Genomic DNA, 19,671 nt, shown 5'->3' on the forward strand with positions numbered 1-19,671 from the left:
AATGGCTCTGCTCAAACCGATCGGCAAGGCGCTCGGCGGCGTGCTCAAGGCGGTGGGGATTATCTCCTCGCCCGGCAAACCGCCCGATCCGTTGCGCCCCGTCACGCGCGACGACGCGGCCGCCCAGGTCGCGAGCGATGACGAAATCCGCCGGCGCCAGGGCGCAGCGGCGGACATCATCACCGGCACCGGGGGCGCCCAGGCCCCGCTGACCGGCGGCAAGCTCGTCCTGGGGAACTGAAGGAAAGATGATGGAAACTGAAGGTTTGAAGGCAACTGAAGCTGAATGTGCTGAAGGCCGCACTGCGCCGCGCGTATCGCTCTCGGATATCGAGGCGAATATTGCGGAGACGCACCTTTTCACTGCCGGCGCTGCTCTTGCATCGATACTCGCATGCGACGGTCTCGACGCCAATTATGATCGCGGTCTCGATATCCTGACCGTGTGCATGCTCGTGTTGCGCAACGGCTTCACAATCATCGGCAAGTCTGCCCCGGCGTCCCCGGCGAACTTCGACGCCGAGCTCGGCCGCAAGCTCGCCTACGAGGACGCTGTTCGTCAGGTCTGGCCGCTCATGGGCTACGAACTCCGCGAGCGCCTTCATCGCGCGGACGCCGCCTGATGCGCCCCTCAGCGAAAGGAACGAACATGTCCGATACCAAGGAAATCACCCGCGATCAGCAGCTGCTCGAGGAGTTTAAGGCCGGGCTCGACAAGGATGGCCCGATCGTGCTCGCGCAGCGCATCGCCGAGCTCGAGGCCGATCGTGATCGCGCGAGCGATGCGGTGGCGACCGTCCAGGCTGAGCGCGATGCGCTGCTGGCGCGGGCGGAAACGGCGGAAGCCGAGAACAAGCGGCTCACCGAGGAGCTCGACGCAAGCGATGAAGATGGTGCTAGTGTCGATGACCAGATCATCAAGCTCACCGCCGAGCGCGATGCAGCGATCGCCCGGGCCGATGCGGCGGCGGCGGCCGGGCAGAAGGCGGCGGCCAAGGTGAAGAAGCTGGCGGCGCCGAAGGCCCCGCGCAAGCTCGGCCCATTGCCCGAGGGCAAGGCGCTTGCCGGCGAGGATCTCGTGGCGGCGATCGCGGATGCCGATCACGTCGAGATCGCGTTCAGCGACGGCAAGCGCGAGCTGGCGTCGCTGGCGCCGATCGCGGTGACCGGCGAGGCGTGGCGCCGCCATGCGTTCGGGCTGATGCTGTCGGCACCGGTGCATCTCGATGGCCCGGCCGGCAATGCCAGCACGGCGATCGCCGGCTATGCGTTGCTGCTCGACGGCGACCAGGTGGCGTGGTGCGCGCGTGCCGTGCCGCTGGCGATCGCGCCGGGGCAGAAGGTGACGATCGCCGACGATATCCTGTTCTGATCCACCACGGGCGCCGCCCCTGGGTGGCGCCCCAATATTTGCGGGGCGGAAAAATGGCCAACGAGAAACTTCAGGACGACGAACTGGTGCGCGAGCACCTGGGCAACCATGACCGCCTTCGCACGCTGCGCGCGCCGTGGGAGCCGCTGTGGCGCGAGATCGACGAACGCGTCAGTCCGATCAACGCCGGGACGATCGGCGCGCCGACCGGCGCGGCCGGGCGGATGAGCCGCGCCGGCATGGTGAAGGGCGCGCAGAATTTCGACACGACGGCGGTGAAGAGCCTCGGGCGGTTCGCGGCGGCAATGTCCGCGATCACGGTGCCGCGCAACGTCCAGTATATCCGGGTGCGCTTTCAGGATCGCTATCTCGACCAGCTGCCCGAGGTGCGGCGCTGGTGCGAGCGCACAGCCGACCGGCTGCATGCGATCCGTTATGCCCCGCACGCTGCCTTCTCCGTCCAGTCGACCAAGGATTTCCGCCAGCTCGGGCGATACGGCACCGCGCCGTTCGAGGTGGCCGAGCGCAAGGGCGTCGGGATCTATTATCGCGCGATCCCGCTCGCCGAATGCTATATCGATGAGGATTACAGCGGGATGGTCGATACGGTGCATCGGCGCCGCACGATCGACGCGCGGCAGTGCCTGCAGGAATACGGCCGCGACGCGCTGACCGAGAAAATGCGCGATGCGGTCGATCAGCGCAAATGGGATCGCGAATTCGAGATCGTACAGATCGTGTGCCCGAATGCCGATGTCCGCGCCGATCGGTTCGACTGGCAGGGCAAGCCGGTGGCGAGCACGCATATCGCGCTCGACGAAAAGGTCATCCTGCGCCGCGCCGGTTTCTATTCGCAGCCGATCTGCGTCAGCCGCCACATGAGCGAGGCGGGCGAGCTTTACGGCACGTCGCCGGCGATGGAGGTGTTGCCGGCGATCCGCAGCGCCAATGTGATGAAACAGACCATCCTGCGTTCGGCGCACAAGATGGTCGATCCCGCGCTGGCGTTCTTCGATGACGACGGCATCACCTCGCTGGTGACCAGGCCGGGCGGGCTCAATCCGGGGCTGGTCGATGAGAACGGCAGCCTTCGCGTCGCCGCGCTCCCCACCGGATCGAACCTGCCGATCGGGCTGGAGATGGTCAACGAGGAGCGCGCCGATATCCAGACCGCGTTCCTCGAGGATTTCTTCAAGATCCTGACCGATCCGTCCGACCGGATGACCGCGACGCAGGTGCTGGAGATGGTGAGCAAGCAGGGCGTGCTCGTCGCGCCCTATGCCGGCCAGTACGAAACCGAAAAGCAGAACCCGGTGACCCAGCGCGATCTCGATCTCGCGATGCGCGCCGGGCAGGTCGAGCCCTTCCCCGATGTGGTGATCGAGGCCGGGGCGCACCCGCTGATCGAATATGAAAACCCGCTCACCCGCATGGCGCGCGCGGAGGAAGCGGCGGGGCTGACGCGGTGGATCGAGGCGATGACCCCGCTGGCGCAGACCGATGGCGGCGCGGTGTTCGATCATATCGACACCGATCAGGCAGCGACCGGCCTCGCCGACGTGCTAGGCGTGCGGCCGAGCTGGATCGCCACGCCCGACAAGGTGGCGGCGAAGCGCAAGGCGCGCGAGGATCAGCAGGCCGCCCAAGCGGGGAGCCAGCAGATCTCCGACATCGCGGGCGCGTATCTCGACACCGCGCGCGCCAACCAGATCGCGGAGGCGGCATGACTGTTCCGAAAAATGGGAACAGGCTGGCGATCAAGGTCCGGCGCGTGGTGCTGTTCGATCGGGCGCGTAGCGCGCTTGGCGGCGCGGCACCGCTGGCCGAGGCGCTGGGGATCACTGCCCGCGCGGTCAACCACAAGCTGTCGGTCGATCGTGGCCTGACGCCCGGCGACATCCTGCTCGCGGCCGAGGCGGTCGACGCCCGCGCGGCGGAGCTGGTGAAGCTGGCGGCGGATTTGCGGGAGACGATCGCATGAGCCTGAGCGAACGGAATTATCGGCGCTGGCGTTCGGTGCAGGTGTCGCGGGCGTTCAAGTCGCTGTTTCGGCCCGCCGGCATTGTCGATGCCGGGCGGCGCGTGATCGGCGCGATCGCGTTGCTGGGCGTGTTCCTGCTCGGCGGGCGGCAGGCGTGGCGGCGGTGGCTGTATCGCATTGCTTTCACCGTCGACGGTGAAACGCTGCGCCTCGCGGCGAACCATGTCCTGGCGGATCTGCGCGATTTCTCGTTCGCGCGCACCTCCGCCTTTGACCCTGATCCGATCATCATGGCGCGCCGTCAGGGGCGGCGCGACGTGTGGCTGCGGATCGCGAATTATTTGGAACTGGACGAAACGGCCGTCCAGAAATTGATGGAGATCGATGATGGCATTTGAGGGTGACGACGGCGCGGCTGGTGGGGATCTCGGCGGCGCGGCCGAGCTGATCGGGGGTGCCGGCGGCGCGGCGGCCGGCGGCGGCGCTGGCGACGGCGGCCAGGCGGGCGCTGGGGCCGGCGGGGATGGTGGCGCCGGCGGTGGCGGTGCCGGCGGCGCTGACCAGGCGCCCGACTGGTTTGCACGGATCTCCGCCAATGCCGGTGAAGGAGAAACCGCCTCCAACCGTGACTGGCTCGCGTCGAAAGGATTCAAGGATCTCGACACGCTGGTCAAAAGCTATCGCGAGGCCGAGTCGACGATCCGCAACGGTGGGCGCATCAAGCTGCCGGGCGATGACGCGAAGCCCGAGGAGATCGCGGCCTATCGTACCGCGATCGGCGTGCCCGAGAAGCCCGACGGCTATGAGATCAGCGGGCCCGAAGGTGTCGCGCTCAACGAACCACTGATCAACGCGCTGCGCGACAGCGCGGTGAAGCATGGCGCGCCGAAGGGTGCGTTCGAGGGGTTGGTGAGCGATTTCATCCAGCTGCAGATGGATGAGGCCGCGGCCGAAACCGTGCGGCAGGATGGGCTGGCGGCCGATTGGATGAAGGCGCAGGGCGCGAAGGGCGATGAGCAGCTCGCCCACGTCAACACCGCCGCGCGTTCGCTGGGGCTGACCAAGACCGACATGGCCGGGCTGCGCAACGGACTAGGCGCCGATCGCGCGCTTGGGCTGCTCGCCAAACTCGGCGCCGGCATGGCGGAGGACGTGATGCTGACCGGCGGCAGCAATCGCTTCGGCATCACTGGCGCGGAGGCGCAGACGGAGATCGACAAGCTGAAAACCGATACCGAGTTCATGTCCAAGGTGACGAAACCCGGTTCGCTGGAGCGCACCCGCTGGGATCGCCTGAACAAACAGGCGGCGGAATATCAGGCATCGAAGGAAAATTGATCGCGGCTGCTTGACGCCAGAATCACCGTATGTTCATCTAGTCATCACGTCGCCGGGAGCACCTCTCCGCTCCCGGCACCCAGTGCCCGCCAAGCCTCGATCGCCCGGGTCCCCCTGCTGGAGTGCAGCGCCGATCGCGGGCGTTAAACGATAGAGCGGCCGGGCCAACAGGCCCCCAAGCCAATCGAAATCGGTAGCAACCTTTTTCGTGAGGCAGTCATGGCCGACGTCAACACGACCGCGAATTATGAATTCAAGAACAATGTCGAGCTGCAGTTGCAGCAGAAGACTTCCCTGCTGTGGGATACCTGCGAGGAGCAGAATTGCACGGGTTCCGAGAAGGAAACCGTCAAGGATCTGATCGGCGAAGCGGATCCGCAGGAAGCCGATGAGCGCCTGGGCGATCTCAAGGAAACCGACCCCGGCCACGATCGCGTTTGGATCGTCAAGCCCAACGAGCGCTATTTCAACAAGTTCGTCGACGGCGCCGACCAGCTCGCCACCAAGATTTCGCTGGATGGCGGCTACACCATGGCGGCGGTGGCGACGATCAACCGCGCGCATGACTCCGCGATCCTCGAGGGCATCTATGGCTCGATGCTGATGGGCAAGGAAGGGGCGTCGATCGTGCCGTTCCCGGGCGGCAATGTCGTGCCCGTCACCACCGGCGGCGCGACTGGCGCGCAGCGGATGAATGTCGCGAAGGTGCGCGCGGCGAAGCTGATGCTCGATCAGAATTTCAACGAGCCCAGCGACCGCCGCTTTATCGCGCTCAACGCCATCCAGCGCGACGATCTGCTGAGCGAGGTGCAGGCGACCCATGCCGATTATGCGCGGACGTTCGGCGTGCGGCTCGACGGCGAAGGCAATATGATCGGCCTTCTCGGGTTCAACATCGTGCCGATCGAGCTGCGCAATCCGAAGCTCGGCGCCTTCAAGAAGGGCCTGACCGTCACCGGCGGCGGTTATACCCGCAACCCGTTCTGGACCTATTCCGGGGTCCGCAAGGGCGTGTGGACCAAGCTGCGCACCTTCATCAAGGACCAGCCGACCAAGGTCGACGTTCGCAGCGTGTTCGCCGGCACCACGATGGCCGCGACGCGCACCCAGGCCGGCAAGGTCGGCATCATCGAAAACAGCGAGGCTTGAACCATGGCTGACCTTTATGCGCTCGAATTCGTCGGCGGGCCGGACGGCACGCAGCAACCCCCCAAGAAGCTCGACGGTCGCGTCGTCGGCGCGAAGAAGCGCCGCACCCGCGCGACCAAGCCGACGACGATCCTCAACATCGGCGATCGGCTGTACCTGGGCAAGCTGCCGCAGGGCGCGGTGCTCCAGTCGATCATCTGCAACACCGACACGTCGTTCGGCACCGCCACCCTTTCGGTGGGCACCACGGCCACCCCGACGAAATATGTCAACGCCAAGACGCTCACCGTGACCGACACGCCCACCGCGCTTGGCCCGAAAGCTGCTTCGGCAGTGCTCGGCGCTGTCGCGGCGGATGAAGACATCTGGCTGACCGTCGGCGTCGCCGCGATCACGGCGGCCACGGTGGCGGCGTTCTTCATGGAATATACGATCGCGAACTGACGGTTCGCCTCGATAACTCGTTCGTGGCTGGCGGGGGCGTCGGCAGCGATCGAGGCCGGGCGGCGCCGTAATCGCCGCCCGGCATCCCTGTTTCAGCCCCGAGGGATTTCCTGATGGCTCAAGTGAAACTGACGGTTACGCGCGGCAAGCCGAACCTCAAGGACATCACCGTCGGCGCCGGCACCGCGATCGCCGGATCCGACGCGATGGAGCTCAACATCGATTTCACCAAGATGTCGCGCGGCGACGCGTTCGCAATGGTCGATGCGTTGCGCGACAAGATCTTCAACCTGCCCTGGCCGATGGCCTGACGCGCGCGGCGTGGCGGATTTCGTCACCATCGCCAATCTGGCCGCGTCCTCGCTTGGCGAGGATGACCAGCTGCGCTCCCCCGACGACGACACCCATCTTTCGCGATCGGTGAAAGCGGTGTGGGACGTGGAGCGCCAGGCGGCGATCCGCGATCACAGCTGGAATTTCGCGATCCGCCGCGCGGCGCTCGCGCGCGTCGCCGATCAGGATGCCACCCCTTATGCAGCAGCCTATCGGATGCCGGCGACCAGCCTGCGGCTGATCGAGGTGCTCGGTTACGAGCGCGGGCAGTATCAGCTCGAGGGGCCGTTCATCCTGTCGAGCGCGGCCGCGCCGTTGCGGATCCGCTATCTGATCGACGTGCCGGAACCGGCGGAATGGGATGCGCTGTTCGCCAAGGTGTTCGCGATGCGCGTCGCCTGGCAGATCGCCGATCGCATTACCGGCGACACCAACCGCGTGCAGCTCGCCGAGCGCAAATATCGCGCGGCGCTGTCCGAAGCGAAGCGCGTCGATGCGCGTGAAAATCCGCAGGTGCCGTTCGAGCCGGGCGCGTGGGAGCTCTCGCGCGGCGGCGCGCCGGCCAGGGTCGACAGCAACGGATATATCTGGCCGTGACGGTCGAGCGGCCGATCGCGACCAGCTTCAACGGCGGCGAGCTTAGCCCGAGGATGGGCGGGCGCGTCGATACCGCGATCTATCAGGTGGGTGTCGCCGAGGCGGAGAATTTCATTCCCACCGTCGAGGGCGCGATCGTCAAGCGCCCCGGTTTCGAGGCGATCGTCGCGGCGCGCGCCGGCGCGGCGTGGCTGACGCGGTTCCGCTTCAACCTGACGCAGGATTATGTGATCGAGTGGAGCGACGGGATCTTGCGCTTCTACACCAACGATGTGCAGATCGAGAGCGCACCGGGCGTGCCCTATGAGGTCGCCGTGCCCTATTCGGCGGCCGAGGCCCCGTACATCTCCTGCCAGCAATCGTTCGATCGCCTCTATCTCGATCACCCCAATCATCCGCCGGCGCGGCTGACGCGTACCTCCGCCACCACGTTCGTCTATGATGTCGCGCCGCTGGCGAACGGCCCGTTCGCCGATGCGAATATCGATGAGGCGAAGACGATCACGGTGAGCGGCACCGGCGGCGGCATCACGATCACGGCCACATCGCCGATCTTCCTGCCCGGGCATGTCGGCGCGCCGTTCCGCATCGAGGCGGCCGATTTCTCGACCATCCCGGCCTGGGAAACCCAGACCAAGGACATCGCGATCGGCATGGTGCGCCGTTCGGAGGGCAAGGCCTATACCGCCGCGACTGGCGGTACGACGGGCACGGTGCAACCGATCCATACCACCGGCACGGAATGGGACGGGCAGAACCTGAAGGACGCGAACGACAAGGGTCCGTTCGGCGTCCAATGGACCTATCGCCACGACCGCTTCGGGATCGCGACGATCACCGCCGTCGCGCCGGGCGGGATGAGCGCGACCGCGACGGTGACGCGCGCCATCCCCGACAGCGTGATGACCGTGCCGACCTTCCGCTGGGCGCATGGCGCGTTCAGCGCGGCGGCGGGCTGGCCGAGCGTGGCGATCGCCTGGAAAGGCCGGCTGTGCCATTTCAAGGATCGCGAGCTGCTCGCCTCCGTCGCGGGCGATTACCTCAACCACCAGACGTTCACGTCGGCGGTCGCACTGGCGGCCGATCTCGCCTTCCGCCGCACGCTTTCGACCGAGGATCCGGTGTTGTGGGCGATCGATGATCGCCGGATGATCGTCGGAACCGCCAGCCGCGAGATCGCGATCGGCGCGATCAACCCGGCGCTGGCGGTGTCGGGCGAGAATGTCGAGGCGGTGCCGCAAAGCTTCTACGGCAGCGAGCGCGTCTTCCCAGTGCAGATCGGAACGACGGGCGTGTTCGTCCAGCGCGCGGGGCGCAAGCTGCGCCAGGCCGAATATGATTTCGCGCGCGATCGCTATCAGGCGGCGAACATGACGGTGTGGTGTCGGCACATCACCAAAGGCGGGATCCGGCAACTCGCGTTCCAGAAGGAACCCGAGGAGCTGCTGATCGGCGTGCGCGGCGACGGTCAGCTGATCGTGCACCCCCATGCGCCGGAACAGGAGATCAAGGGCTTTTCGCGGATCCGCCACGGCGGCGGCAAGATCCTGTCGGCGGTGTGCATCGCCGACGCGAGCGGGCAGCAGGATGCCTTGTGGGTGCTGGTGGAACGCGCCGACGGATCGCGCTGGGTGGAGCGGATGGCGACCTGGCGCGACGATGACGATCCGATCGCGGATGCGTTCTTCGTCGACAGCGGGGTGACGGTGATGGGGGCGGCGGGCCAGACGCATTTCACCGGCGCGACGCATCTCGCCGGACAGGCGGTGGCGGTGCTGGCGGACGGCGGCGTGGTGCCGGGGATCCGAGTGGCCGGCAATGGCTCGTTCGATCTGCCCGCAGCAGCGGTGCCGGCGACCCGCGCCTATCGGCTGACCGTGGGGATGCCATTCACCGCGCGCGTCGTGACGCTCCGCCCCGAGTTGCCGGGCGGGCAAACCTCGCAGGGCAAGCGGCAGCGGCTGGTGAAACTGGTGCTGCGCCTGATCGCGACGACGGGGATCCGCGTCGGCGCGCTCGGCGGGATCCTCGACAATCTGGTCGATCGCGCGAGCCGCGAGCATATGGATGCGCCGGTGCCGCTGTTCACCGGCGACACCGAACGCAGCGTGAGCGGCGGATGGGATCGCAACGGGCAGGCGGTATTCGAAAGCAGTGCCCCGCTGCCCGCGACCGTCGTTGCGGCGATGCCGACCTTGGCGGTGACATCATGATTGCTATCGATGCGATGATCGCGCTCGACGCGATCGAGATCCAGCGCCAGCCGTCGCAGCGCGTGCAGCTTGGCATCGTGCGTGATGATATTTCGCTCGAGGAAGCCGAGGAGCTGGCGGCCGGTGATGGCGAGGCATGGACGGTGCGGCACGATGGCCGGATCGTCGCATGCATCGGCTTGCGCGAAACCTTTGCCGGGCGGCAGGCGGTGGCCTGGGGGATCCTTGCCGACGGGATCGGCGCCGCGCACCTCGCCGTTACCCGCTTCGCGCGCCGGCGCATCGCCACCAGCAAGCTGCGCCGGATCGAGGCGATCGTGCGCGCCGAGGTGCCGGCCGAATGCGCCTGGGCGAAGTTGGTGGGCCTGCGGCCGGCGCATGTGCTGCGTTGTTTCGGGGCGCGATCGGAAACGCATGTGCTGTTCGAATGGATCAGGGAGGACTGACGTGGCGGAAGCGCTGCAGATCGCGGGCAACGTCGTCCAGGGCATCGCCGCGCATGACGCCGGCAAATATAATCGCGATGCGTCCTACAACGCTGCGATCGAGGAAGAGCGCGCGGGCAATGCCGAGCAGACGCGGATCCGCGCGGCGGCGCGGCAGGCGATCGGCCAGCAGGTGGCGGCACAGGGCGAGAACGGCTTCGCGCAGGGCACCGGCAGCGCGCTCGATGCGCTGGCCGAAAGCCAGGTCAATGCCGCGTTCGACGGGCTGCTCGCGCGGCAGCAGGCGGCGGCGCGCGCGCGGGCGCGGCGGGCGGAGGGCGATGTCGCGATGGCGGCGGGGAATAATGCGTTGCTCACCGGCATGATGGGTGCGGCGTCGAAGTCGATCGACTGGGCGAACGATCGCCGCGCATCCGACGCCGGTACGAGCCGGAGGCGCGGCTGATGCCGGCGGAACGTGGTTACGAGCAGCAGCTCGGCACCGGCGCGCCGGTCGCCGGCCCGCGCGCCGACCCGAGCGCGTTCGGGGCCGGCATCGGTGCGGGCATGGTGGGCATCGCCGACAGCCTGCACCGCGGGGACATGACCGACCGCGCGATCGCGCGGCAGCAGACGGCGGATAGCGAGGCGGCGTCGGTTGCCTCGCGGCTCGCGAAACTGCGCGAGGCGGCGGACAAGGCGTCGGCCGATGCGCGCAACAATGCCGGCCCTGGCGGCGCCAGCCATGCCGATCAGATGCGCGCCTGGCTGGATGAGCAGAGCAAGGGCGTGCTCGACGGCATCACCGATCATCGCGTGTTGCGCGCGGCGCAGGGGCAGCTCGCCGAGTTTGGCTCGCGGTTCAACTCCAGCGAATACCAGTGGCAGGAAGGTCGCCGCGTCGGGAAGATCGTGACCGACATGGGCAATGCCCGCGACGTGTCGGCGAATCGCGCGCAGCGGCTGAGCGATCCGCAGGCGTTCGCCGAGGAATTGAGCCTTGGCCGTCAGTCGATCGAGGCGCTGCAGGGCGTGCCGGCGGACATCAAGGACAAGCTGATCCACGAGCATGATGAAGCCGTTACGGTAGGTTTCTTCAACGGGATGATCGATCGGGATCCGCGCAGTGTCACCGGCGTGTTGGATAGCGGTGCATTCGACACGATCCTGTCGAGCGCGCAGATGGAACGGCTGCGCAAGGGCGCGAAGGTCGAGGTGCATCGCCTTGATGCAGCAGCGAAAGCCGATGCGGCACACCAGCTATCCCTGACCAAGGAAGCGCTGGCGACGCGCCGCGCCGAACTCGAAACGGGCGCCGGCAAGCCGCAGGACTGGGACGATCTCGCATCGCGCTATGACGCGATCGGCGATACCTCATCCGGCGTCACCGCGCGCGCCAAGGGCGCCGGGATGGCGGCGACGATCAGCTATCGCGCAGAGACGCTGCCCCAGCTCGACAGCCGTATCGCGGACCTCACCGCCAAGCGTAACGGGGGCGGCCTTTCGGCGCAGGAAGCCTCCACGCTTTCCGGCCTGACCGATCTTCGCGGTCAGTTGAACGGCATGCTGGGGCAGCCCGGCGGGCCGCTACTCGCCTATCAGTTCGCTAGCGGAAAACCGATCGCGCCGATCGACCCGACCGACCCGGCGTCGATGCGCGCGCGCGCATCCCAGGCGAAGGCAGCGGCGGCGCAATATGGCCGGTCGGCGCCCGAGCCATTGCTGCCGACCGAGCTGCCGACCTTCCGCGACCTGGTCGACGGTGGCGCGCAACAGAAGCTGCAGGCGCTGCAGATGATCCAGGGGTTCGGCGATCCGCAGGTGATCCGTGCGGCATCGGCGCAGATCGCCGGCGATGACGGTGCGTTTCGCATCGCATCGCAATTGCCGGCATCGGTAGCGCGCAGCGTGTTGCTGGGTGGTGAGACGCTGAAGGCCGCACCGCAGGTGCTGAAGCCCAAGCCCGGGCAGCGCGATGCGCGCGGCGATTTCGGTTTATGGTTCGGCCGCAATCGCCTGTTGACCTCGATGGGCGGCAGCTATTCGAACGACGTATTCGAGGCGGCGCGCGCGCTTTACGGCCAGCGCGCGGCGGAGGCCGGACTCGACCATTATGACTCCGGCCGGTTCGCCGAGGCGATCGAAACCGCGCTGGGCAAACAGCCCGGCCCCGATGGCCCGACCGGCGGGATCGCGCGACACGGCGCCGGGATGGTGCTGGTGCCGCAAGGGATGAAGCCGGACGCGCTGCTGCAGAGCTTCGCGCGCGCCTCAGCCGACGATTATGCCCGCGCGTCGGGCGGGCGCGTGCCGCACTGGTCCGACGGGACGACGTTGAGGCGCAGCGAGCTGGTGCGCGCGCTGCCCACCGCGATCGATGGCGCGGGGCATTATGGCTTCCGCTCAACCGATGGCCGGCTGATCAACGACGATCAGGGCAAGCCCTACGTGGTCGATATCACCCGGCTCGGCAAATGAGCGATCGTCCGTCGCTCGCCGCGCTCGATGCGCCCAACGTCGATTGGGCGCGGCTCCAGCCGCTGACGGGGGCGGCGAAGCCGGTTGATCCGCCATCCTTGTGGTCGCAGTTTTCGACGTCGGCACGTGCGGCGGCCGGGACGGACGAGATTCAGGAGGCGCGCCGCCAGAAGGCGATCGACGATGGTTATGCGACGATCGTCGGCGAGCTGCAGCAACGAGGCCTGGCGAACGGCAGTTATTCGTGGCGGCTGCCGCTGCCGGGCGCGCAGCCATTCTACAACGAGGACGCGATTTGGCAGGGGATCGCCGAGGCGCGCCGGCGCGATCCGAGCGCCTTCGCCGACGCCGGCGCAGACGCTGCGGCTTTCCGCAACAGGCGCGCCGCGCCAGTCGATGCGGCGGATGCCGATCGCCGTCGCACGATCCAGCAGAGCGGCTGGGTGCCGTGGCTCGCCGGCGGCTTCGTCGGCGGCATGGCCGATCCGCTCAACCAGGCGGCGATGCTGGTCGGTGCCGGCGGCGCGCGATCGATCGCCCAGGCCGCGCTGCGCGATGCCGGGATCAACCTGCGGATCGAGGCGGTGCAGGCACCGTCGCGCGCGATCGAGCGCGCGGGGCGCGGCGTGGAGACGACGCCGGGTGACGTCGCGACCGAATTGGCGATGGCGGCGGGCACCGGCGCGCTGTTCGGCGCGGGGCTGAAGGCGGCCGAGCCGGTGGCGGAACGGCTGATGTCGACATCCAGTCGGCTCGCCCAGGCGATGCGCGAGCATATCGGCTGGGAGCGGATGACCGATGCCGAGCAGGCGGCGACACGCTCGCTCGAGCGTGAGGGCGAGATCATCGCATCGTCGCCGTTCCGCCCCGGCGCCGACACCGAACGCTATGCCGCACAGGTCGACGCGCTGGTGCAGGCGGCGAAGAAAGACGCGCCATCATCGCTGGACCAGATCGTCCCGCTCGACGCGCCGGCCCGCGCCCGCCCGGTCAGCACCGCCGAAGGCGCGGCGCGGATGGCGGCGGATCCGTGGCAGCAGTTCAAGGGCGCGCTGCGCCGCGCCGAGAGCAGCGGCGACGATGCCGCGCGCAACACCCGATCGTCGGCGACCGGACGCTATCAGGTGATCGACGGCACCTGGCTGCGCGTGGCGCGCGACCTGCCCGAGGCGAAGGGGCGCAGCGACGCCAGCCTGCTGCAGATGCGCGATCATCCGGTGTGGCAGGAAAAGGTGATGGACCGGCTGGGCGTGGAATATAGCGGCGCGCTATCCCGCATCGGCGCGCCGGAGACGCCGGGCAACCTCTACCTGATGCACTTCGCCGGCACCGGGGGCGCGTCGAAGATCCTGCGCGCGGCCGGCGATACGCCGATCGAGGAGCTGCTGTCGAAAGCGGCGATCGAGGCCAATCCGTTCCTGCGCGGCAAAAGCGCGGACGACGTGATCGGCTGGGCGCACGCGCGCGTCGGCGGCTCGCGCGATGGCGCCCCGGTGCTGCGCCGTGATATCTTCCCCGATGACGAGGGCGGCGATCGCGCCTGGCGCGAGGCGCAGCGCGAGGTGGAGGCGGCCGACCGCGACTGGGCGGATTGGCAGCGCGAGGATGGCCCGCCGCGTCGTGCGGGCGATTTCGGCGATGATGATATTCCGTTCGCGCTCGATGATCCGCGCGGGCGCGCGCCACGGGATCTGGCGGATGGTCCGTTCGCCGCGATTTCGCCAATCGACGATCCTTTGCCGCCTCGAGCGGCTGAAGCGCCGGTGCGCCCATCTGTGTCCGAAGCGGAAGCCCGCGACCTAGAGAGCAGAGGTTTAGGGCCGGCCGCTTCGCTTTCGTTCGCGCCCAAGGGTGAGTCTGGTTATTCAATCCATATCGAGGATGGTCATTGGGTTAACGCGATCTATCGTGATGCAGACGGTAAGCCGCGCGGTGTCGTTCGGGCACCGATCAGCGATGAAGCTCGCGAGATCTCCAATGAGGTAACCAGCTACGTCGCGCCCGAACTCCGGCGCCAGGGCGTAGCCTCGCGCCTATATGACATGCTCGATACCGCCGGACATCGCATTGACGATCTGAGCGGTACCGGAGATCTCACGCCAGACGGTGCCGCATTTGTGAATGCACGTCGCAGTGCTAGGCGATCTGCCAACAGCTCGCCGGTGAACGACGCGAATGGCATTCCGCGCACCGGTAACGAACCGCCTGTCGGCAACGCCACCCCCGACATGGAAGCCTATTGGGCGCAGAGCGCGGCGCGCGGCGATCGCCTCGAACCGCTCTTCGCGGTTCGCGACAGTGCCGGCGGTGATCCGATCTGGTGGACGCCGAGCCGCCAGAAGGCCGAGCGGCTGGCGCGCGAGCAGGGCGACGGCTTCGCGGTCGACCGCATCGATCCGCCTGACGGGATACCGCCGGCGGCGCGAGCCGAGATGCTGGCCGCGTTCGATGATCCGGCCGGCGCCGGCGCGACCCACCAGATCGACAGCCTCGAGCATGATCTGCGCATGTTCCTCGCCGAGGATGACGCGGCTGGCCTGACGGTGCGGCTCAACGAGGAGGGCGACGTGATCAGCGCGGCGGATGCGTTGCATGACCTCGACCAGGACGAAGCGGCGATCGCGGCGGCGCGGGCGTGCATGATGCCGGCCGCTACGGCGCAAATGGGAGAATGATCGGTGTCGCTCGGTAATTGCATTCCCGGGATGGTGAAGCGCGGCGAGATCGGCGCAACGCGTGGCGCGCGGATGAAGGCGCTGTTCGATGAGCTCGAGGGTTTCTATGGCCGATCGATGGGCGCGGAGGCGGCGGCGGCCGAGGCGAGCGAGGCAACGCTGCGTCAGCTCGCGGCCGAACAGCGGCTGAAGAAACGCCAGACGCTGTTGCAGATCAACCGGCAGCGCGAGGCGGTGAAGGACGTCGACCGGTTCAACGGCAAGAACCCGTACAAGGCGGTGGCGGCGCTGTTCGATGACGATGACCGCGCGCCCTATCGCGGCGGCAATGTCACCACCAACGCCAAGCGGATCGAATATCAGGCGCACGGCGCGATCGAGGAATTCATCGAGCGGCACAGCCGCAACCTGCTCGGCCGCCCGCGCGATCGCGCCACACTCGATAATGTCGTGCGTGAGCTGCACGGGCAGGCGAGCGGCGACGAGGCGGCGAAGACGATGGCCGGGGCGATTGGCGGGACGTTCGAGCAGCTGCGCCAGCGCTTCAATGCGGCCGGCGGCGCGATCGGCAAGCTCAAGGGCTTCGGGCTGCCACACCGCCATGACCCACAGAAGGTGCGCGCGGTGAGCGCGGATGAGTGGATCGCGGAGGTGATGCCCGCGCTCGATCGCGCGGCGATGATCGACAGCCGCACCGGCGTGGCGATGACCGACCAGGCGCTGACTGAAATGCTGGCCGGCGTGCACGAGACGATCCGCACCAACGGTTTGACCGGCGACCCATCCGGCATGCTGCGCGGCGCGGGAAAACTCGCCAACCAGCGCGCCGAACACCGCATCCTGCACTTCGCGGACGGCGATGCTTGGCTGGGCTATAATGCGAAATTCGGCGCTGCCGATGATCCGTTCGCGGCGATCCTTGGCCATATCAGCTCGATGTCGAAAGACATTGCGATGATGGAGCGGCTGGGGCCGAACCCGGGCGCGACGGTGCGCTACATGCTCGACCGCGCCGATCGGCAGCGCGCGCAATCCGGCGACGCGCGCGTCGCCGCAGTGGAGGGAAGATCCGGCGGCAGGAAAAGCGCCGAGGATCTGTGGCACTATGTCAACGGGGAAACCAGCGTCGCGGTGGTGCCGGAGAGCGCGCTCGGGCGCGGCGCGGTCGAGACGGTGCACGCCGCGCGCAACTGGAACGTCGCCTCGATGCTCGGCTCGGCGACGTTGACCGCGTTGAGCGATACACAGACCGCCGTATCGGCGCGGCTGTTCTACGGCCTGCCCGTCGTCAAATCGATGGCAGCCTATTTCAAGATGTTCGTCCCGCGCTCCGCGGAGGACGTGGCGCTGGCGCGGCGGCTAGGCGCCGGGATGGATCAGGCAGCGCGCTCGATGCGATCGATGCAGCGGCTGTTCGGCGAGAGCCGCGGGCCGAACTGGACGCAGGTGATGGCCGACGACGTGCTGCGCGTGACTGGCCTGAACCTGTGGACCGAAAAGGGGCAGGATCTGTTCGTCACCGATTTCCTCGGCCATCTCGGCGCGATGCGCGATCGGCCATGGAAGGATCTGCCAGGCGATCTGCGCGCTGCGATGGAGCGCAACGGGCTCGACCAGTTCGACTGGACGGCGATCCGCCACTCGGAACCGATCATGTCGGGCGGAGATGCCTATATCGATCATGCTGCGATCGTCGATCGGGGCGTGTCCGACCGGCTGATGAACATGGTGCTGCGCGGCCGCGCGGCGGCGGTGATCGAATCCTCGCCGTCTGCACAGGTGGTCGCGACGCTCGGCACGCAAGGGGGCACGCTCGGCGGCGAACTGGTCCGCAACAGCTTCCAGTTCAAGACCTTCGCGATCCAGTTGGCGCTGAAGCAATTTCGCCAGATGGCGCTGATGAACCCGAAACAGCGCGCGCTCTACGCAGCGCAGATGGTGATCGGGATGACCTTGTTTGGCGCGATGTCGATCCAGCTGCGCGAGCTCCTGAAAGGCCGCGATCCGCGCCCGATGGATAATGCGGATTTCTGGACATCGGCGATGTTCCAGGGCGGCGGGATCGGCATCGCCGGTGACCTCACCAGTCTGATGATGGGCGTTTACAAGGGCGACCGCATTGACAGCGTCGGGCAATTCGTCGGCGGGCCGATCTGGTCGATGCCGGTCGATGCGGTGCAAGCCGCTGCGCGGGCAATGCCGCATGAGACGAAAAGCGGGCGGGCGGTCGACGGCGATCCGGGTGGCGCGGCGGTTCAACTCGCGCGGCGGCATATGCCGGGCGGCAATGCCTGGTTCGCGCGCGCGGCGTTCGACCGGCTGATCATGGACCAGCTTGAGGAAATGGCCGGCAACGATGTGGAGCAGCGCCGCGCGCGATCGGCAAAGGCGATCGAGCAGAACCGGCAGGGGCAATGGTGGAAGCCCGGCGAGGTCGTTCCAGGTCGCGCGCCGGATCTGGGCAATGCGCTGCGGACCGATGCGCCATGAGGATTGCGCGCGAGTCGCGGCTCCTGTAGCAATCGACATCGCCCGTATGGGCCCCGGTGATTACGGCGCCGGGCACCGCCCCCGATCTGTGTGACCATCGGGGACGATGAATGACCGTAGCCGCTCTACCCGCGACGATCAGCTATATCGAAGACGGTGCCACTACCGTCTTCGCCGTACCATATCGCTTCAAGGCGGCCGGCGACCTGGTGGTCGAACGGATATCAGGCGGCGACGTAAGCCGGCTTGCGCTGGGGGTCGACTATAGCGCCACGGGCGGCGAGACCGATGCTGGCGGCACTTTGACGCGGACGGCCGCTACGAGCGGCGCGACGTTGAGGATCACGCGTGCGACGGCACGTACTCAGCCAATGGAGTACACGGTTGGCGATCGCTTCCCCGCGACTAGCCATGAGCAGGCGCTCGATCGCTGTATCCTCATCGATCAGGAGCAAGACGTTGCAATCGGCGATATTCGGTTGCGCGCGCTGCTTCTTGCTCCAGGTGCGACGGGGGGGGCTATCCCGCTCGAGGGAGGTCCCTTCATCGCGTTGGACGCCGACAATCGGCCCTACCGTTCCCATGGCACCGGCGCGGATCTGGGCTTGCGGGCAGACCTAGGCACCTATCTCGGCACGTCGCTCATCGGCTTTCAAAACTCTGGGCGTGGGTCGCGCGCGCGGACCCTGCAGAGCCTCATTCGCGACTTTGCGCTCAACCCTCGGGATTATGGCGCGATCGGTGACGGCTACTACCACTCGTTGAGCGAGCAATTTGCGACGCTTGCCGCAGCGCAGGTCGCCTATCCTTTCGCGACGGCGCTCACGCAATCCCTTGATTGGGCGGGGATCCAGGCGGCGCTCAACGAAGCTGCCCGCGATGTTAATCGTCGCGGTGTTGTACAACTTCCACTTGGCTACTTCATCCTTAGCGATGGATTGAAGATTGCCAGCAACACAACGTTCAGAGGGGTCAGCCGTTTCGGGGCGGTTATTAATAATCAGGGTCACCTGCTCAACGCCCCGGTGTTTACCAACTCAGATCCAGCCGCGCTCATCAACACGACACTGGAGAATTTTGCGGTTCTCGGTGGAACCCACGTCATTAAAATCGATGTAACTACGGAGAGCGCCGGTATCCGTATGAGGGATATTGCAGCGTACCTTCAGACTGTTGCCTCAATCGAGGCAAACATGTTGCAGACGACAAAGATCATTACTTGTGATTTCGACGGGGGCGGCGGTGCGGTCAATGGGCTGCTGAGCACCGGTCCAACCTGCAACGATGTGTCGGTAGTCGATACCCGCTTTACGAACCACAGCGGTGCCAAGATCAAGCTCGCGGGCTTCAACGGCTTCTACATGAGCGGCGGCAGCTGCGAGGGCGGCGGCGACGACACTGTCGGGACCAACACGCTCGACCTGCGGGGATTGAGCCCCACGCAATACAGCGCGGCGGCAGTGTTCCGTTCGGTCTATTTTGAGCGCACTCAACAGCGCCTCCTATACTCCCGCGATACACGAGGTGTTGCCTTTGATGGATGTACCTTCATGGGTCATCTCGCGTCGGGCGTCTTCGTTGGATATACCTTCGACACCGATGCCGACGTGATCTCGTTCGGATCGAACCACTGGTATCGTCGCACTACTGGCCCAGCGAATATGTCGGTTTCGGGTGCAAACGATAACTTGCTCGCGCAGTCGAGCAACGCGTTTGCCGGCGTGGCGGGGCGCTACGGAACCTTGGCACCAAAGCAGCGCAGCTTGAGCGCTGGCACTACCTTCAACCTCATCCATTTTCATCGCGCTTCTGGCGCGCCGAACGACGATACTAATCAGCAGGGGATTGTTGGGACGCTTCGCCTTCATGTGAAGGCGACGGACTCGATTAACGGTGTTGCTCGATATGGGTCCTTTGTACATCAGGTGAGTGCTGACGCACTTGGCGCGGGCAACATCGCGGTAAATGTTCCGGCCGCATCCAGCTCGGTGAATAATCTCGGCCCGATGACCGTTACGGTACAGGCAAAGGCTGGGGCTACTCCCAACGATGCATATGTCGAAGTGGTGATTGCGAACGTGCTGACGACTCAAGCGAGCGTCGTGGCCTGGACTTTCGATTGGTCGGGAATGTCTACAATCGATGCTAATCAGATGCAGGTGATCGCGCCGTGATG

General features: G+C 66.7%; 18 protein-coding genes. All 18 read left to right on the forward strand.

The features are described 5' to 3' along the window. The first annotated feature begins 1 nt into the window (after position 1). The 18 genes from P0Y64_02030 (at position 2) to P0Y64_02115 (ending at position 19,669) form a co-directional block, all read left to right on the forward strand. On the forward strand, positions 2–241 hold the full coding sequence (locus P0Y64_02030; protein ID WEK43634.1) for a hypothetical protein: 240 nt from the start codon (positions 2–4) through the stop codon (positions 239–241). A 10-nt stretch (positions 242–251) separates the two neighbouring features. Further along, the gene (locus P0Y64_02035; GenBank protein WEK43635.1) at positions 252–623 is read left to right on the forward strand and encodes a Gp49 family protein; all 372 of its coding nucleotides are present in this window, start codon (positions 252–254) and stop codon (positions 621–623) included. Positions 624–649: 26 nt separating this feature from the next. Then, entirely contained in the window at positions 650–1,372 is a 723-nt protein-coding gene (locus tag P0Y64_02040; GenBank protein WEK43636.1) for a hypothetical protein, read from the forward strand. Positions 1,373–1,425: 53 nt separating this feature from the next. Then, a complete protein-coding gene (locus P0Y64_02045) occupies positions 1,426–3,099 on the forward strand; it encodes a portal protein (GenBank protein ID WEK43637.1) in 1,674 nt (557 codons plus the stop codon). Further along, entirely contained in the window at positions 3,096–3,353 is a 258-nt protein-coding gene (locus P0Y64_02050; protein WEK43638.1) for a hypothetical protein, read from the forward strand. Before P0Y64_02045 ends, P0Y64_02050 begins: the two co-directional genes overlap by 4 nt. Next, a complete protein-coding gene (locus P0Y64_02055) occupies positions 3,350–3,751 on the forward strand; it encodes a hypothetical protein (protein ID WEK43639.1) in 402 nt (133 codons plus the stop codon). The genes P0Y64_02050 and P0Y64_02055 overlap by 4 nt, the downstream gene beginning before the upstream one ends. Beyond that, on the forward strand, positions 3,741–4,691 hold the full coding sequence (locus tag P0Y64_02060; GenBank protein ID WEK43640.1) for a hypothetical protein: 951 nt from the start codon (positions 3,741–3,743) through the stop codon (positions 4,689–4,691). Before P0Y64_02055 ends, P0Y64_02060 begins: the two co-directional genes overlap by 11 nt. A gap of 219 nt (positions 4,692–4,910) precedes the next feature. Then, the gene (locus tag P0Y64_02065; protein ID WEK43641.1) at positions 4,911–5,840 is read left to right on the forward strand and encodes a phage capsid protein; all 930 of its coding nucleotides are present in this window, start codon (positions 4,911–4,913) and stop codon (positions 5,838–5,840) included. Between the two features lie 3 nt (positions 5,841–5,843). Further along, a complete protein-coding gene (locus tag P0Y64_02070; GenBank protein ID WEK43642.1) occupies positions 5,844–6,284 on the forward strand; it encodes a hypothetical protein in 441 nt (146 codons plus the stop codon). A 113-nt stretch (positions 6,285–6,397) separates the two neighbouring features. Then, positions 6,398–6,595, forward strand: coding sequence for a hypothetical protein (locus tag P0Y64_02075; protein WEK43643.1), 198 nt, complete (start codon positions 6,398–6,400; stop codon positions 6,593–6,595). A gap of 10 nt (positions 6,596–6,605) precedes the next feature. Continuing rightward, the gene (locus P0Y64_02080) at positions 6,606–7,214 is read left to right on the forward strand and encodes a hypothetical protein (protein WEK43644.1); all 609 of its coding nucleotides are present in this window, start codon (positions 6,606–6,608) and stop codon (positions 7,212–7,214) included. Beyond that, positions 7,211–9,427 carry a hypothetical protein gene (locus P0Y64_02085; protein WEK43645.1) on the forward strand — a complete coding sequence of 739 codons (2,217 nt, stop codon included), beginning with the start codon at positions 7,211–7,213 and terminating at the stop codon, positions 9,425–9,427. The genes P0Y64_02080 and P0Y64_02085 overlap by 4 nt, the downstream gene beginning before the upstream one ends. Next, positions 9,424–9,873, forward strand: a complete 450-nt coding sequence (locus P0Y64_02090; GenBank protein WEK43646.1) for a hypothetical protein — start codon at positions 9,424–9,426, stop codon at positions 9,871–9,873. Before P0Y64_02085 ends, P0Y64_02090 begins: the two co-directional genes overlap by 4 nt. A gap of 1 nt (position 9,874) precedes the next feature. Then, the gene (locus P0Y64_02095) at positions 9,875–10,318 is read left to right on the forward strand and encodes a hypothetical protein (protein WEK43647.1); all 444 of its coding nucleotides are present in this window, start codon (positions 9,875–9,877) and stop codon (positions 10,316–10,318) included. Then, positions 10,318–12,330 carry a hypothetical protein gene (locus P0Y64_02100; GenBank protein ID WEK43648.1) on the forward strand — a complete coding sequence of 671 codons (2,013 nt, stop codon included), beginning with the start codon at positions 10,318–10,320 and terminating at the stop codon, positions 12,328–12,330. Before P0Y64_02095 ends, P0Y64_02100 begins: the two co-directional genes overlap by 1 nt. Beyond that, positions 12,327–15,005, forward strand: a complete 2,679-nt coding sequence (locus P0Y64_02105; GenBank protein WEK43649.1) for a hypothetical protein — start codon at positions 12,327–12,329, stop codon at positions 15,003–15,005. The genes P0Y64_02100 and P0Y64_02105 overlap by 4 nt, the downstream gene beginning before the upstream one ends. 3 nt (positions 15,006–15,008) lie before the next feature. After that, positions 15,009–17,495 carry a hypothetical protein gene (locus P0Y64_02110; protein ID WEK43650.1) on the forward strand — a complete coding sequence of 829 codons (2,487 nt, stop codon included), beginning with the start codon at positions 15,009–15,011 and terminating at the stop codon, positions 17,493–17,495. Positions 17,496–17,605: 110 nt separating this feature from the next. After that, positions 17,606–19,669 (forward strand): hypothetical protein, encoded by a 2,064-nt coding sequence (locus P0Y64_02115; GenBank protein ID WEK43651.1) that lies wholly within the window; start codon positions 17,606–17,608, stop codon positions 19,667–19,669. Positions 19,670–19,671 lie beyond the last annotated feature (2 nt).

Source organism: Candidatus Sphingomonas colombiensis, from assembly GCA_029202845.1.
In the GTDB taxonomy this organism is placed as follows: Bacteria; Pseudomonadota; Alphaproteobacteria; order Sphingomonadales; family Sphingomonadaceae; genus Sphingomonas; species Sphingomonas colombiensis.

Coding starts and splice junctions, on each gene's coding strand:
- P0Y64_02100 (WEK43648.1), top strand. CDS start 10,318: ATGCCGGCGGAACGTGGTTACGAGCAGCAGCTCGGCACCGGCGCGCCG.
- P0Y64_02050 (WEK43638.1), top strand. CDS start 3,096: ATGACTGTTCCGAAAAATGGGAACAGGCTGGCGATCAAGGTCCGGCGC.
- P0Y64_02030 (WEK43634.1), top strand. CDS start 2: ATGGCTCTGCTCAAACCGATCGGCAAGGCGCTCGGCGGCGTGCTCAAG.
- P0Y64_02070 (WEK43642.1), top strand. CDS start 5,844: ATGGCTGACCTTTATGCGCTCGAATTCGTCGGCGGGCCGGACGGCACG.
- P0Y64_02055 (WEK43639.1), top strand. CDS start 3,350: ATGAGCCTGAGCGAACGGAATTATCGGCGCTGGCGTTCGGTGCAGGTG.
- P0Y64_02115 (WEK43651.1), top strand. CDS start 17,606: ATGACCGTAGCCGCTCTACCCGCGACGATCAGCTATATCGAAGACGGT.
- P0Y64_02090 (WEK43646.1), top strand. CDS start 9,424: ATGATTGCTATCGATGCGATGATCGCGCTCGACGCGATCGAGATCCAG.
- P0Y64_02065 (WEK43641.1), top strand. CDS start 4,911: ATGGCCGACGTCAACACGACCGCGAATTATGAATTCAAGAACAATGTC.
- P0Y64_02060 (WEK43640.1), top strand. CDS start 3,741: ATGGCATTTGAGGGTGACGACGGCGCGGCTGGTGGGGATCTCGGCGGC.
- P0Y64_02045 (WEK43637.1), top strand. CDS start 1,426: ATGGCCAACGAGAAACTTCAGGACGACGAACTGGTGCGCGAGCACCTG.
- P0Y64_02040 (WEK43636.1), top strand. CDS start 650: ATGTCCGATACCAAGGAAATCACCCGCGATCAGCAGCTGCTCGAGGAG.
- P0Y64_02105 (WEK43649.1), top strand. CDS start 12,327: ATGAGCGATCGTCCGTCGCTCGCCGCGCTCGATGCGCCCAACGTCGAT.
- P0Y64_02075 (WEK43643.1), top strand. CDS start 6,398: ATGGCTCAAGTGAAACTGACGGTTACGCGCGGCAAGCCGAACCTCAAG.
- P0Y64_02035 (WEK43635.1), top strand. CDS start 252: ATGGAAACTGAAGGTTTGAAGGCAACTGAAGCTGAATGTGCTGAAGGC.